Source organism: Arthrobacter sp. Y81 (genome assembly GCF_002929335.1).
Lineage (GTDB): Bacteria > Actinomycetota > Actinomycetes > Actinomycetales > Micrococcaceae > Arthrobacter.
In genome coordinates this window covers 1-14,861 of sequence record NZ_PJIL01000007.1, presented here as the reverse complement: position 1 = coordinate 14,861, position 14,861 = coordinate 1, and the positions used below count along the sequence as shown (strand labels likewise).

Annotated in this window: 8 protein-coding genes; 6 read left to right on the top strand and 2 right to left on the bottom strand. The window is 64.4% G+C overall.

Translation table 11 applies throughout. The features are described 5' to 3' along the window. Nucleotides 1-91: 91 nt before the first annotated feature. On the bottom strand, nucleotides 92-943 hold the full coding sequence (locus CXQ91_RS10795; protein ID WP_104173929.1) for a carbon-nitrogen hydrolase family protein: 852 nt from the start codon (nucleotides 941-943) through the stop codon (nucleotides 92-94). A 116-nt stretch (nucleotides 944-1,059) separates the two neighbouring features. Here CXQ91_RS10795 and glgX point away from each other — a divergent pair, with 116 nt between their 5' ends. From glgX to CXQ91_RS10780, 3 genes are read left to right on the top strand one after another with little or no spacing between them, the layout of a single operon-like run. After that, a complete protein-coding gene (glgX, locus tag CXQ91_RS10790; RefSeq protein WP_104173928.1) occupies nucleotides 1,060-3,174 on the top strand; it encodes a glycogen debranching protein GlgX in 2,115 nt (704 codons plus the stop codon). 20 nt (nucleotides 3,175-3,194) lie between these two features. Then, on the top strand, nucleotides 3,195-3,698 hold the full coding sequence (locus CXQ91_RS10785) for a ribonuclease domain-containing protein (RefSeq protein WP_104173927.1): 504 nt from the start codon (nucleotides 3,195-3,197) through the stop codon (nucleotides 3,696-3,698). Between the two features lie 8 nt (nucleotides 3,699-3,706). Next, entirely contained in the window at nucleotides 3,707-4,063 is a 357-nt protein-coding gene (locus tag CXQ91_RS10780; RefSeq protein WP_104173926.1) for a barstar family protein, read from the top strand. A gap of 149 nt (nucleotides 4,064-4,212) precedes the next feature. Here the strand turns inward: CXQ91_RS10780 and glgP are convergent, their stop codons facing one another. After that, entirely contained in the window at nucleotides 4,213-6,831 is a 2,619-nt protein-coding gene (glgP, locus tag CXQ91_RS10775) for an alpha-glucan family phosphorylase (protein ID WP_181038853.1), read from the bottom strand. A 131-nt stretch (nucleotides 6,832-6,962) separates the two neighbouring features. Between glgP and CXQ91_RS10770 the strand changes: the two genes are divergently transcribed. From CXQ91_RS10770 to CXQ91_RS10760, 3 genes are read left to right on the top strand one after another with little or no spacing between them, the layout of a single operon-like run. After that, nucleotides 6,963-9,044, top strand: coding sequence for an alpha-1,4-glucan--maltose-1-phosphate maltosyltransferase (locus CXQ91_RS10770; protein WP_181038852.1), 2,082 nt, complete (start codon nucleotides 6,963-6,965; stop codon nucleotides 9,042-9,044). After that, entirely contained in the window at nucleotides 9,041-10,837 is a 1,797-nt protein-coding gene (gene treS / locus CXQ91_RS10765; RefSeq protein ID WP_104173925.1) for a maltose alpha-D-glucosyltransferase, read from the top strand. Before CXQ91_RS10770 ends, treS begins: the two co-directional genes overlap by 4 nt. Nucleotide 10,838: 1 nt before the next feature. After that, nucleotides 10,839-14,513: a 1,4-alpha-glucan branching enzyme gene (locus CXQ91_RS10760; RefSeq protein ID WP_104173924.1), complete on the top strand. Its 3,675-nt coding sequence runs from the start codon at nucleotides 10,839-10,841 to the stop codon at nucleotides 14,511-14,513. Nucleotides 14,514-14,861 lie beyond the last annotated feature (348 nt).

Sequence of the window (14,861 nt, the reverse complement as noted above, 5' to 3'; positions counted from 1 at the left end):
CTCTCGCAGTACCTGCAACTAAAACAGCAACGCTCGCTCACCAGGTGAGCGAGCGTTGCTGTTTTTGTTGCGAAAAGTGAGAGAGCGTCTGTTACTGGAACGTGTGGCGGTTGGCCAGGACCGGGAGCTTTGTCCGGGCTTCCTTGACGACGGCGGGGTCCAGGTCCGCGAACAGCAGCCCGGTGCCGCCGTCGAGCTCTTCGATGACCTCACCAAGCGGAGAAACGACGGCGGAGTGCCCCACCCCGGTGGGCGCCGATCCCTTGGCTTCGATGCCTTGCGTGGCGGGATCGCCCTGGCCGCAGGCCAGCACGTAGGTGGTGGTGTCCACGGCGCGGGCACGGGCCAGCAGGCGCCACTGGTCCACCTTTCCCGGCCCTGATCCCCATGAGGCACAAACGATGTTCACTTCGGCACCCAGATCGGCGTTGGCTGTGAACAACGCCGGGAACCGGACGTCATAGCACGTGGCCAGGCCGAAGCGGATGCCGCCGAGCTCGAACGTGACCGGTCCGGTGCCGGCGTCGACTGTGTCTGATTCGGCGAAGCCAAAGGCGTCGAACAGGTGGATCTTGTCGTAGCTCGCCTCCACACCGGGACCCGTGACCAGGAGCGTATTCCGCACCTTCCTGACATCGTCGCTGCCCGCCGCGCCGGCGCCGGGTTGACCGGAACCGGCAGAACCGGGGTCTCCCGGGGTGAACATGCCCGCCACAATCACGATGCCCAGCTCAGCTGCGATGCGGCGCACGCGGGTGGCCCACGGGCCGTCGAGCGGCTCGGCAATATCCAGAAGCGAATTGCCGAACGCGCGCATGGTTGCTTCCGGGAAAACGACCATTTCTGCGCCACCTTTTTTCGCTTGGCGGGCGAAATTTTCCACGAGCTCCAGATTCCCGGAAATGTCGCGGCGAGTGACTACTTGAGCAAGTGCAACTCGCACAATTACCTCCAACTTGGCGTGTTCTTCCAGTATGCAACGCTGAACAAGGCCAGCCCATTTCCCGACACATTGCGGAAAATATCGGGCATTTGTGTGGCACAGCTAATATTTAAGCAATGGTCATGCCACTCCTAGACACAGCCTCAACCGTGGACGCCTCCCGGCCGTTTCCACTGGGTATCAGCGTTCCGCGCACGGGCTCTCCGGCAACGGACGATCCTCAGAGTGCCTGCGCTAACGTCGCGGTCTACGCGCCCGGTGTGAGCACGCTCGAAATCGCTTACTGCGCACCCGGCGGAACGTGGCAGCTGAAAACGCTGCCGAACGTCACCAATGATGTCCACCACGGCATCGTGGACGGCTTCCCCACGGGGTCGAGGTACGGGTTCCGCTCCTCTTCCGAGGATGACGCCCTCCCCGTATCGGTGCCCACCACGGCCTTTGACTACGACGGCGAGCAGCCGCTGCTGTTGGACCCTTACGGCCGGGCCGTGGATGAGCGCGAAGGCTTCCTCACCAACGTGCGGATGTCCCCCGGATTCGACTGGGGCGACGACCGCAGTCCTCACATCCCATGGCGCAACACCATCATTTACGAGGCACACGTCCGCGGCCAAAGCATGTTGCACCCGGACATCCCCGAGAATCTCCGGGGCACCTATGCCGGCATGGCGCACCCGGCAATGATTGAGCACCTCACTGGCCTGGGCATCACCTCGGTCCAGCTGCTGCCGGTCCATTTCCACATGGACGAACCGCACCTCCAGAACCTGGGCATGACCAACTACTGGGGCTACAACACGGCGGCATTCTTTGCTCCGCATCCGGCGTACGCCACCCAGGCCGCGCAGGCGGCCGGGCCGCAGGCCGTGCAGGACGAGTTCAAGGGCATGGTCAAGCTTTTGCACGAGGCAGGCCTGGAAGTCATCCTGGACGTGGTCTACAACCACACAGCCGAGGGCGGACGCGACGGGCAGACGCTCAGCTTCCGCGGGCTGGGGGAGATGCAGTACTACCGGAACGACGGCAACGGCCGGTACGTGGACACCACCGGGTGCGGCAACACCCTCAACTTTGGCCACCCCCGAGTGGTCCAGCTGGTCCTCGACTCGCTGAGGTACTGGGTTGACGAGTTCCACATCGACGGCTTCCGGTTCGACCTCGCGGTTACCCTCTGCCGCAACGCCGCGAACGACTTCGACCCGCACCACCCGTTCCTCGTGGCCATCGCCGCGGATCCGGTGCTGTCCTCCGTCAAGCTGATTGCCGAGCCGTGGGACGTGGGCTACGGCGGCTGGCAGACCGGACGCTTTCCGCACGGTTGGGTGGACTGGAACGACCACTACCGTGACGCATTGCGCTCCTTCTGGGTCGCGGACCGGGCCGCGATCGATGCCGGCGGCCAAGGCGGTTCCGTGGCGCGCCTCGCAGACTCCATTTCCGGCTCCGCAGGCCTTTTTGCGGAATCGGGTCGTTCCCGCATGGCCTCGCTCAACTTCTTCACCGCCCACGACGGTTTTACCCTGGCCGATCTTGTGTCCTACGACCGTAAGCACAACGAGGCCAACGGCGAGCAGAACCGCGACGGACACGGAGACAACCGCAGCTACAACCACGGCTTTGAGGGCCGGACCGAAGACGAGGACATCCTGGCGCTCCGGGCGCAGACCAGCCGAAACCTGATGGCCACGCTGATGGTGTCCATGGGCATCCCCATGATCACCGCCGGTGATGAGATCGGACGCACGCAGCAGGGCAACAACAACGCCTACTGCCAGGACAACCAGATCACCTGGCTGGATTGGACCAGCACGCCGGAATCCCATGCCATGCTTCGGAGCACCAAACGGGTCATCCGGCTCCGGAAGGAGTTCCTGGCAGGCCAGCCGCACGACTACCCCTCCCGGGACAAGCAGGCCTATCTGCACTGGTTCGACGAGCACGGCAATCCCATGTCGATGGACCGCTGGAATGATCCCCAGCACCGTGTTGTCCAGCTCCTGCTCGGTTCCGACGACGGCCAGGTGGACGGACTCGTGGTGGTGAACGGCAGCGCCAACGACATGAAAATCACCCTGCCCGACGTCAGCAACGACGAAGGCACGGGAAAGCGGTTGTTCGAACTCCGGCTGACCACGTCTGAACTCCACGACCGCCGCCAGGGTGTGAGGGTGGCCGCTGGCGAGCGTGACGTTGTGCAGTCCAACACCATCAGCATCTACCGCACGTAGGTTCCGGATATGGGGAATCCATGAGGGGGATCGCGAGGCTCCTGACCTTGGCCGCGGTCCTGATCCTGGTCGTCGGCCTGGGCATGGTGCTGTCCAACACGCAGGAGAACCCGGCCGGACCGGCCGTTTCGGCGAGCCCGACGGCGGGAGGCACTTCCGCCGTCGGGGCCGGCACCGCCAGTCCCGGCTCCCCAAAACCTGCCCCGGAGCCGGCTGTTCCCGAGGTGAAGAACACCTCGGGCCTGGACGCGGTTCCTGCCTCAAGCCTTCCACCGGAGGCACGGGAGACCCTGGCCCTGATCGCCCGCGGCGGGCCCTACCCCTATTCGCGTGACGGCGCCGTCTTCAGCAACTTCGAGCGCCTGCTGCCCAGGAAACCCGGCGGCTACTACAAGGAATTCACGGTTAGGACTCCCGGCGAATCGGACCGGGGCGCCCGCCGGATAGTCTCGGGAGAGACCGGCGAAAAGTACTACACGCCGGACCACTACGAATCGTTTCTGTTTATCGTCGAAGGCAAATAAGGGCACAAATGAAGATTTACTCCGCTGACACCTGGACCATCGATGAGCTGCGCGAGCAGGCATCGGACGCCGGCCGCCGGGTCCTGGTGATCCCCGCCGCCGACACGAAGAAAGCGGTGCTCCAGACATTCGGGGAAGTTTTGGATTTCCCGGAGCACTACGGCGTAAACCTCGATGCCCTCAATGACTCCCTGCACGACTTCGCGGATACGGTCACGGACGACGGCAAGGAACCCCTCACGTTCATCTGGCAGGTCCCGGCCGTCTACCGCTCGGACCGCTCGTTCGGGGTCATCTGTGAGATCCTCCAGGACGCGGAGAGCTACGCCGGCAGGAGCCTGTCCGTGGTCGCTGTCTTCCTCTAGCCGACGCTCTCTCACTTCCTGCCGCCAAAAGCTCAACCCTCTCGCACTTTTCGCACGGAAAGCACCGACGCTCTTGCACTTTTGCCGTTAAAAACGCAACGTTCCCTCACTGAGCGAGGGAACGTTGCCGGTTGTGACCGTAGGCACGCTTAGGCGTTGACGATGAGCCCCAGCTCAGCCCGCGAAGCGAGGGCAGAGTGCTTGGGCAGAACCCGCACGGTGTAGCCGAAGGACCCGGAGCGGTCGATCAGCAGCGAGCCGCTGAAGAGGAAGCGTCCCTTGCCGAGGTCTTCCTTGGGCACCAGGTCCGCCACCGTGACATCGGCCAGTTCGTCGCTTTCCTCGGCGCGGCCGAACGCAACTTCGACGGCGACGTCGTCCGGATCGAGATCGTGCAGCGCGATGTAGGCGTTCACCTGCAGGGTGTCGCCGATCTGCGGGTCCTCGGAGACGCCAACCGAATCGACGTGTTCCACCTGGATCTGGGCCCAGGAGGCACGGATCCGTGACGTCCAGGCTGCCAAAGCCTTGGACTGGGAGAAGGAATCCGCGACAGCCCGGCGCCCCGCAACCGCGGCGGGACGGTAGAGGATGTTCACGTAGTCCTGGAGCATCCGCTCGGCGGAGACTGCGGGGCCAAGGTGCGCCATGGTGTGCTTGATCATGGACACCCAGTGCGTGGGCACCTTCTGTGTTCCGGATTCCGAAGGCCCTGCTGCTCCGGCAGCGTCGGACACAGTGAGGCCGTAGAAGCGGGGCGCCACCTGAGTTTCCAGCAGTTCGTAGAGGGCTGCGGCTTCGATGTCGTCGCGTTCCTCGGGCGAGGCGTTGTTGTTGGCGGTGGGAATTGCCCAACCGTTTTCGCCGTCATACATCTCATCCCACCAGCCGTCCAGCACCGACAGGTTCAGCGAGCCGTTGATGGCCGCCTTCATCCCGGACGTGCCGCACGCCTCCAGCGGCCGCAGCGGATTGTTCAGCCACACGTCGCAGCCGGGGAAAAGCGTGCGTGCCATGGCGATGTCGTAGTTGGGCAGGAACGCGATGCGGTGGCGCACCTCGGGATCGTCGGTGAACCGGACCAGGTCCTGGATCATCTTCTTGCCTGCATCATCCGCCGGGTGCGACTTACCTGCGATGACCAGCTGGATGGGGTGGGTCTCGTGCAGCAGCAGGGCCTTGAGCCGGGCAGGTTCGCGGAGCATCAGGGTAAGCCGCTTGTACGTCGGCACGCGCCGGGCGAAGCCGATGGTGAGGATGTCCGGGTCCAGCACGGAATCGGTCCAGCCGAGCTCGGCGTCGGCGGCCCCGCGTTTCTTCCAGGCTGCGCGAAGGCGTTTGCGGACGTCCTCCACGAGCGAGACGCGCATCTCGCGGCGAAGTGCCCAGACGTCCTCGTCACTGACGTTGTAGGCGAGGTCCCAGCGGCCCAGGGCTTCCGCCTCGGCGCCGAACTGGTCCCGGGCCAGCTTGGAGACGCGGCTGTCCACCCACGTTGGGACGTGCACGCCGTTGGTCACCGAGGTGATGGGAACTTCCGAATGGTCGAAGCCCGGCCACAGGGCCGAGAACATTCCGCGTGACACCACGCCGTGGAGCTTGGCCACACCGTTGGCGCGCTGTGCCAGCCGCAGGCCCATCACGGCCATGTTGAAGACCGACGGGTTGCCGTCCGCGAAGTCTTCACGCCCCAGGTCCAGGATCCTGGACACCGGCACGTCGGGAGCCAGCCCGGCCTCGAAAAAGTGCTGGATCTGCGAGACCTCGAAACGGTCGATGCCCGCCGGCACCGGAGTGTGCGTCGTGAACACGGTGGAGGCACGCCCTGCCGCAAGTGCTTCCTCCCAGGTCAGCGGACGCTCAGAGGACATGAGTTCCTGGATGCGTTCAATGCCCAGGAAACCGGCGTGGCCCTCGTTCGTGTGGAAGACCTCCGGCGCCGCGCAGCCCGTGAGGCGCTGGTAGACGCGCAGCGCCTTCACGCCGCCCATCCCGAGCAGCAGTTCCTGCTGGAGGCGGTGGTCACCGCCGCCGCCGTACAGGCGGTCTGTGATGCCACGGGCGGCGTCGTCGTTGCCCGGAACGTTTGAGTCCAGCAACAGCAGGGGGACACGCCCGACGTCGGCACGCCAGATGTGCGCCAGCAGCCAGCGCCCGTGGGGGAGCGGCAGCGAAATCTGGATGGGTTTGCCGTTGCCGTCGGGGGAGTCCTCGCGGAGGAGCGTCAGCGGGAGCCCGTCCGGGTCCAGGACCGGGTACGTTTCCTGCTGCCAGGCGTCCCGGGACAGGGACTGTTTGAAGTAGCCGGCCTGATAAAGCAGGCCGACGCCGATGAGCGGCACCCCCAGGTCCGATGCTGCCTTGAGGTGGTCGCCTGCCAAAATTCCCAGGCCGCCGGAATACTGCGGCAAAACTTCAGTGATTCCGAACTCCGGTGAGAAGTAGGCGATGCAGGACGGGGCATCATCACCCAGGCTCTGGTACCAGCGCGGCTGCTCGAGGTAGCGGTCCAGGTCCTCGGCTGCGGCCTGGACCCTGCGGACGACGTCCTGGTCCGCTGCGAGGCGCTGCAGCTCTTCCCTGCTCACCAGGCCAAGGAAACTTACCGGATCGTGCGCGCTGTCGTCCCAAATGGCGGGGTTGAGTCCCTCAAAAAGCTCCCTGGTGGGCCGGTGCCACGACCACCGCAGGTTGGTGGCCAACCGGGCCAGCGGCCGGATGGATTCCGGTAGGACGGTTCGGACGGTAAATCTGCGGATAGCCTTCACCTGCGTCACACTAACCGACAAGATGGGCCGTCGGAACATGTTTTGGTTTCTTTTAGGTAAATGACGGATTGCTCTAAGAAAAACGGAAGTCCCCTTAGCAAAACGGGCGATTTCTAGATAACGTCGAGTTTGTGACGACTAATACGCGAACCAGTGCCGGATCCAGCAAAAAGCCTAAGGCCCTGATCACGGAAGGCCTGCGTTTTGGCCGTTTCCCGATCACTGCCGTTCAGCCCGTGGTGGACGGAGGTAAGTTTCCCGCCAAGGCGCTGCCCGGTGAAGGCCTTGTAGTTGGCGCGACGGCATTCCGCGAAGGGCACGACCAGCTCGGAGTCAGCGCGGTGCTGTTTGATCCCAAGGGCAAGGAACGCCAGCGAGTCCGGCTGGCGCCGCCCCGCGGCGACCGTGGGAAGGGCACCGACCGGTGGGAAGGCATCATCACCCCCACCGGCCCGGGCAACTGGTCATTCGCCATTGAAGCCTGGCATGACCGGTACGGTACCTGGCACCACAACGCAGAGGTCAAGATTGAGGCGGGCATCGACGTCGAACTGATGCTGGCCGAGGGCGCTGCGCTGCTCTCCGAAGCATCCGAGGATTCGGCCCGACCCTCCTCCGACCGGCGGACGCTCCGGACCGCCGTCGTGGTTCTGTCTGACACGTCGCTGTCCCCGGAGGAGCGCCTTGCTGCCGGGTTCGGCCCCGAGGTGACGGACGTCGTCGAACGCCAGCCCATCCGTGAACACGTCACCGTCTCGGAGCGCTTCCCCCTGCTCGTGGAACGCGATCTGGCCGGCCGCGGTGCTTGGTACGAGTTCTTCCCACGTTCCGAAGGGGCCGTCCGCAACCACACAACGGGCGAATGGCAGTCGGGAACGTTCCGGACGGCCGCCCAGAGGCTCGACGCCGTCGCGGGCATGGGCTTCGACGTCATTTACATGCCGCCCATCCACCCGATCGGCATCCAGCACCGCAAGGGCCCGAACAACACGCTGATCGCAGGCCCGCACGATCCCGGTTCGCCGTGGGCCATCGGAGCCAAGGAAGGCGGGCACGACGCCATCCACCCGGACCTCGGCACCTTCGAGGACTTCGACGCGTTCGTAGCCCGTGCCCGCGAACTCGGCCTCGAGGTGGCACTGGACCTGGCCCTGCAGGCTGCGCCGGACCATCCCTGGGTGGAGTCCAACCCCGAATGGTTCACCACTCGGGTGGACGGCAGCATCGCCTATGCCGAAAACCCGCCGAAGAAGTACCAGGACATCTTCCCGCTCAACTTCGACAACGATCCCGAGGGGCTGTCCAAGGAGATCCTCCGGGTTGTGCTGCTCTGGGTGAGCCACGGCGTCAAGATCTTCCGGGTGGACAACCCGCACACCAAGCCGGTCTGGTTCTGGGAATGGCTCATCGCCAAGGTCAACAAGAAGCACCCCGAAGTGGTGTTCCTGGCGGAGGCCTTCACCCGCCCGGCCATGATGCACGCGCTCGGACGGGCAGGCTTCCAGCAGTCCTACACGTACTTCACCTGGCGGAACACCAAGACTGAACTCGAGGAGTACTTCACCGAGGTCAGCCAGAAGTCGCCGGCGTATTTCCGCCCGAACTTCTTTGTGAACACCCCGGACATCCTCACCGAGTACCTGCAGTTCGGCGGGCCGGCCGCGTTCAAGATCCGGGCTGCGCTCGCAGCGACGGCCAGTCCGCTGTGGGGCGTCTACGCGGGATACGAGCTCTACGAGCATGTGGCCCGGCCGGGTGCAGAGGAGTACATCGACAACGAGAAGTTCGAATACAAGGCCCGGGACTGGGACGCAGCGGCGGAATCGGGCCGTACCCTTGCCCCGTACCTGACCAAGCTCAACGAAATCCGCCATGCCCACCCCGCGCTGGGGGACCTGCAGAACCTGACGCTGCACCACAGCACGGACGATGCCACCATTGTGTACTCGAAGCACAAGACGCTTTCGGACGGAAGCAAGGACACGCTGATCATCGTGGTGAACGTCGATCCGCACGGCACCCGGGAGAGCACCGTTTCCCTGGACCTCGCGGCACTGGAACTCGACCCCGAGGACGTCACGCACAACGGCGGCTTCCACGTGGATGATTTGCTCACAGGCGAAAGCTGGGAGTGGGGCGAATACAACTATGTGCGCCTGGACGCGCACCTGGAACCGGCCCACATCCTGAATATCCGGAGGTCGCATTCGTGAGTTTCAGTCCGCAGAACCCGAGCCAGCACTTCACGCCCAAAGGCACATTCGAGCTCAACGCCCCTGGCCTCCAGCACGATCCCCTGTGGTACCGCAAGGCGGTGTTCTACGAGGTCCTGGTCCGCGGCTTTGCCGACGGAAACGGTGACGGCTCCGGTGACTTCCACGGCCTCATCGAAAAGCTGGACTACCTGCAGTGGCTGGGCGTCGACTGCCTCTGGCTGCCGCCGTTCTTCCAGTCCCCGCTCCGTGACGGCGGCTACGACATCTCGGACTACAACTCCGTGCTCGATGAGTTCGGCACCATCAGCGACTTCAAGCGGCTGGTGGCCGAGGCCCATGCGCGTGGCGTCAGGGTGATCATTGACCTGCCGCTGAACCACACCTCGGACCAGCACCCATGGTTCCAGGAGTCCCGCAAGGACCCGGACGGACCGTTCGGCGACTTCTACGTGTGGAGCGACACGGACGAGAAGTACCAGGATGCGCGCATCATCTTCGTGGACACCGAGGAGTCCAACTGGACGTTCGACCCCATCCGGCGGCAGTTCTTCTGGCACCGGTTCTTCAGCCACCAGCCGGACCTGAACTTCGAGAATCCGAAGGTCATCGACGCCCTGTTCGACGTCGTGCGGTTCTGGCTGGATCAGGGAATTGACGGCTTCCGCGCAGACGCCATCCCCTACCTGTTTGAGGAGGAGGGCACCAACTGCGAGAACCTGCCTGCCACCCACGACTTCCTGCGCAAGCTGCGGAAGATGGTGGACGACAACTACCCGGGCAGGGTCATCATCGCCGAGGCCAACCAGCCTCCGGTGGAAGTAGTGGAGTACTTCGGGACCGAAGAGGAACCCGAATGCCACATGGCTTTCCACTTCCCCATCATGCCGCGGCTCTATTACGCCCTGCGGGACCAGAAGGCGGCGCCCATCATCGAGACGATGAAGGACACCCCGGACATTCCCGAGGGTGCCCAATGGGGTACGTTCCTGCGGAACCACGATGAACTCACGCTGGAAATGGTGACGGCCGACGAACGCGCGGCCATGCTCGGCTGGTACGCGCCCGACCCCCGCATGCGGGCCAACATCGGCATCCGCCGCAGGCTGGCACCGCTGCTGGATAACTCCCGGGCCGAGATAGAGCTCATCAACGCCCTGTTGCTCTCGCTCCCCGGCAGCCCCTTCCTGTACTACGGGGATGAAATCGGTATGGGCGACAACATCTGGCTTGAGGACCGGGATGCTGTCCGCACGCCCATGCAGTGGAACCCGGACCGCAACGCAGGCTTCTCCCATGCCGACCCGGGCAAGCTCTACCTGCCCGTGATCCAGTCGCTTGTTTACAACTACAGCATGGCCAATGTGGAGGCAGAGGCCGCGCATTCCGGCTCGCTGCTGCGGTGGACCCGGCAGATCCTCAGCGTCAGGAGGAACCACCCCGCTTTCGGGCTTGGGGGCTTCAAACACGTCGAAGCGGACCACGACGTCGTCCTTGCCTACCTGCGGGAGATCCCGGCCGACAACGCTGCAGGGGAGGACGCCGAGTCGATCCTGTGCGCGTTCAACCTCTCCCAGCACCCGGTGGCCACGACGTTGCGGCTTCCGCAGTTTGCCGGCCGCGGCCTCCGGGACGTTTTCGGCGGCCAGCCCTTCCCGGCAATCGGCGACGACGGCCTGCTCACGCTGACCCTCGGCAGCCACGATTTCTTCTGGCTGCGGATCCGCTCGGCCGCATCCAACCCGGCCTCGCCGTTCACCCAGGCCCTCCCGATCTTGCCCATCGAAGGCTGAAATGACCCAATCCACACTCAACCCCTCCCTGGCCGAGCTGCTCAGGGCCTGGCTACCGCGCCAGCGCTGGTTCCCCGTCAAGACGGGTGAATTCACGTTGTCGCCTGTCGGCGGTGTGCGCATGGACGACAGCAGCGGCGAGGTGGGCCTTGAGGTGTTCCTGGCGGCAGTCACCTATCCCACGGCCGACGGCGGCAGCCGGACCGACGTCGTGCAGGTCCCGCTGAGCTTTCGGGTCGAGCCCCTGCCGGGCAAGGAAGCTGCGCTGGTTGGCGAAGGAGGGGACTCCGCCCAGGGACGCCGCTGGATCTACGATGCCGTCCATGACCCTGCGTTTGTCTCGGCCTGGCTGGAGCTGATCCGGGGCGGCGGCACCTCGCCGGAAGGAAACGCGGTGGGCCACCTGGTGCCCTCCGACTACCGGCTGCCGACGGCCACCGGCACCGTAAAGGTCCTCTCCAGCGAGCAGTCAAACAGTTCGGTGATAGTGGACGACGGCGGCTCTGCGGCCATCGTGAAATTCTTCCGCGTGCTGTCCGAAGGACGGAACCCGGAAGTGGAAATCGGCGCAGCCCTGACGACGGCCAGGACCTCGGAAGTGCCGGCGACCCTCGGCTGGGTCACGGGGGAGTGGGAAGCCCCGCTGGACGGCGCCGAAGATAGTCCGCGCACGTCTGAAGGCGAACTCGCCGTCGCCCATGAGTTCCTGGCCGGCGGGCGGGACGCGTGGCGGCTGGCGGTTGATGCCGCAAGTTCGGGCACGGACTTCACGTCCGAGGCCCATGCCCTGGGCGTTGCCACCGCTACAGTGCACCGGCGGCTGGCCGAGGCCCTCGGCCTGGCCGCGGAATCCGCGCCGGGTAAGGACATCGCGCCCGGAGTAGCGCAGCGGGTCCTGCAGTCCTGGACGGAAGCAGGGCCCGCCGTCGGGCCGTACGACGACGCCCTGTCCGGCCTGCTCAAGCAGCTTGAAGGCAGCAATGCCGGTGCGCTGCAGCGGATCCACGGTGACCTCCACCTGGGGCAGATCCTGCAGGTGCCCGGGCACCAGGGGGAGCCCGAACGATGGGCCATCCTGGACTTCGAAGGGGAACCGCTGCGGCCCATCGCGGAACGCAACTTCCCCGACGTGCCGTTACGCGACGTCGTCGGCATGCTGCGGTCCTTCGACTACGCCGCCGGTGCCGCCCAACGCGAACAGGCCGGGGTCCGCGTGCCCGAATCCTGGGTGGACGACTGCGCCGACGCGTTCCTGGCGGGCTACGGCGAAATTACACCAGGGACCATTGACCGCCGCTCGCCCTTGTTTGTGGCATTGTGGCTGGACAAGGCTTTGTATGAAGTTGTCTATGAGTTGCGGAACAGGCCCGGATGGCTGGACATTCCGGTAAATGCCTCACGACGTCTCCTCAGCAGTACAGGCTCCGGCGCATCAGCCGCAGCCGCAGCGGAAGGTAACAAAATGACAGGCTCAGCACGTACAGACCGGCCCGGTGTGCCGCTTCAGGTGGACGCGGAGACGCTTTCACGGGTGGCGTCGGGCGAATATCACGCCCCGCACTCCATCCTGGGAGCGCACTTTGACGACCACGGCCACGTCACCATCCGCACCGTCAAGCACCTGGCCTCGGCTGTGTCGGTTGTGACCGCAGCCGGCACCGTGCCCATGACGCATGAGGCCAACGGTGTCTGGGCAGTGGTGCTGGACCCCCTCCAGCCGGGCCACGTTCCCGACTACCGGCTGGAAGTCACCTACGAGGGCCTGCCCCCTCAGGCTATGGACGATCCCTACCACTACCTCCCGACGGTCGGGGAGGTGGACCTTCACCTGATCGGCGAAGGCCGCCACGAGAAGCTGTGGGAAGTGCTTGGCTCCCATGTCCAGCACTACAAGTCCTCCCTTGGCGACGTGGACGGAGTCTCATTCGCCGTGTGGGCGCCGAACGCACAGGCCGTCCGGGTCAAGGGTGACTTCAACGCCTGGGACGGCCGGGAGAACTCGATGCGCTCGCTGGGCTCGTCCGGCGTCTGGGAACTCTTCATCCCGGGTGTTTTAGCAGGGGCGTGCTACAAGTTTGAAATCAAGACAAAAGCCGGCCACTGGGTGGAAAAAGCTGATCCCCTGGCATTCGGAACGGAGGTCCCGCCGCTCACGGCGTCGCGGGTCGTCGAGTCGGCCTATGCCTTCAAGGACGATGAGTGGATGGCCGCCCGAGCCGAGCGGGACCCGCACAACTCGCCCATGAGCGTGTACGAGGTCCACCTGGGATCCTGGCGTCTGGGACTGGGCTACCGTGAACTGGCCAAGGAGTTGGTGGAGTACGTCAAGTGGCTTGGCTTCACCCATGTGGAGTTCATGCCGGTGGCAGAGCACCCCTTCGGCGGTTCCTGGGGTTACCAGGTGACGTCCTACTTCGCGCCCACGTCCCGGTTCGGCCACCCGGACGAATTCAGGTTCCTCGTGGACGCGCTGCACCAGGAGGGCATCGGTGTCCTGCTTGACTGGGTGCCGGCGCACTTCCCCAAGGATGCCTGGGCCCTGGCCCAGTTCGACGGCGAGGCACTGTACGAGCACGCTGACCCTAACCTGGGTGAGCACCCGGACTGGGGCACGCTGATCTTTGACTTCGGCCGCACGGAAGTCCGCAACTTCCTGGTGTCCAACGCGCTCTACTGGCTGGACGAGTTCCACATCGACGGCCTTCGCGTGGATGCCGTGGCATCGATGCTTTACCTCGACTATTCGCGTGAGGAAGGCCAGTGGCAGCCCAACAGGTACGGCGGCCGCGAAAACCTTGAGGCGATCTCCTTCCTGCAGGAAGCCAACGCCACTGTGTACAAGACCCACCCGGGCGCGGTGATGATCGCGGAGGAATCCACTGCCTTCCCCGGAGTGACCGCCCCGACCAGCGTCGGAGGCTTGGGCTTTGGACTCAAATGGAACATGGGTTGGATGCACGACTCACTCAAGTACGCATCCGAAGACCCGGTAAACCGCAAGTGGCACCACGGAACCGTCACCTTCTCGATGGTCTACGCGTTCACTGAGAACTTCCTTCTGCCCATCAGCCATGACGAAGTAGTGCACGGCAAGGGCTCCATGCTCCGGAAGATGCCCGGCGACCGCTGGCAGCAGCTGGCCAACCTCCGCGCCTTCCTGGCTTACCAGTGGGCCCACCCCGGCAAGCAGCTGATCTTCATGGGCACTGAATTCGGCCAGGAGGCTGAATGGTCCGAACAGCATGGCCTGGACTGGTACCTGGCGGAAATTCCGGCGCACCGGGGTGTCCAGCTGCTCACCAAGGAACTGAATGAGCTCTACGCGTCGACTCCCGCGCTGTACGAACGGGACAACGAGCCGGGCGGGTTCCAATGGATCAACGGAGGAGACGCTGACCGCAATGTCCTGTCGTTCATCCGCTGGGATACCGACGGCAATCCGCTGGTGTGCGCCATCAACTTCTCCGGCGGCCCGCACCAGGGCTACACCCTCGGTGTTCCGGTACCAGGTGCGTGGCAGGAGGTCCTCAACACGGACGACTCCGCATATGGCGGTTCGGGTGTCCTGAACAAGGGTGCCATCACGGCTACGGCGGAGGGCCAGGACGGCCAGCCGGCGACGCTGAGCGTGACGTTGCCTCCACTGGGCGCCGCCTTCTTCAAGCCGGCCAGCTGACCTCGGGCATAAGAAGCGCGCTTGAAAGCCCGGGATCCCTGTGATCCCGGGCTTTTTGCGCCCCTGACGGAGGCGGCTTTGTATCCTCGCAAAAGTGGTGGTAGAGTTTATTTCCGCGCTGCTCCCCGGAGTTGGCCAGCAAAGACTTCACAGATTGCCGCAGGCAAAGTGAGTCGGGTTGGCCGATTTGACTCGGGTGAAGCAAGCGGGTAAGTTTGGAAAGTTGCTCCGGAGCGATCCGCGACCGAATGTTGGTTGTGGTGGTGCCGGGTGTGTCTGTTGTTTGAGAACTCAATAGTGTGCCAAGTTTGTTGATACCAATTTATTTATATGGATTGGTTGGATTTG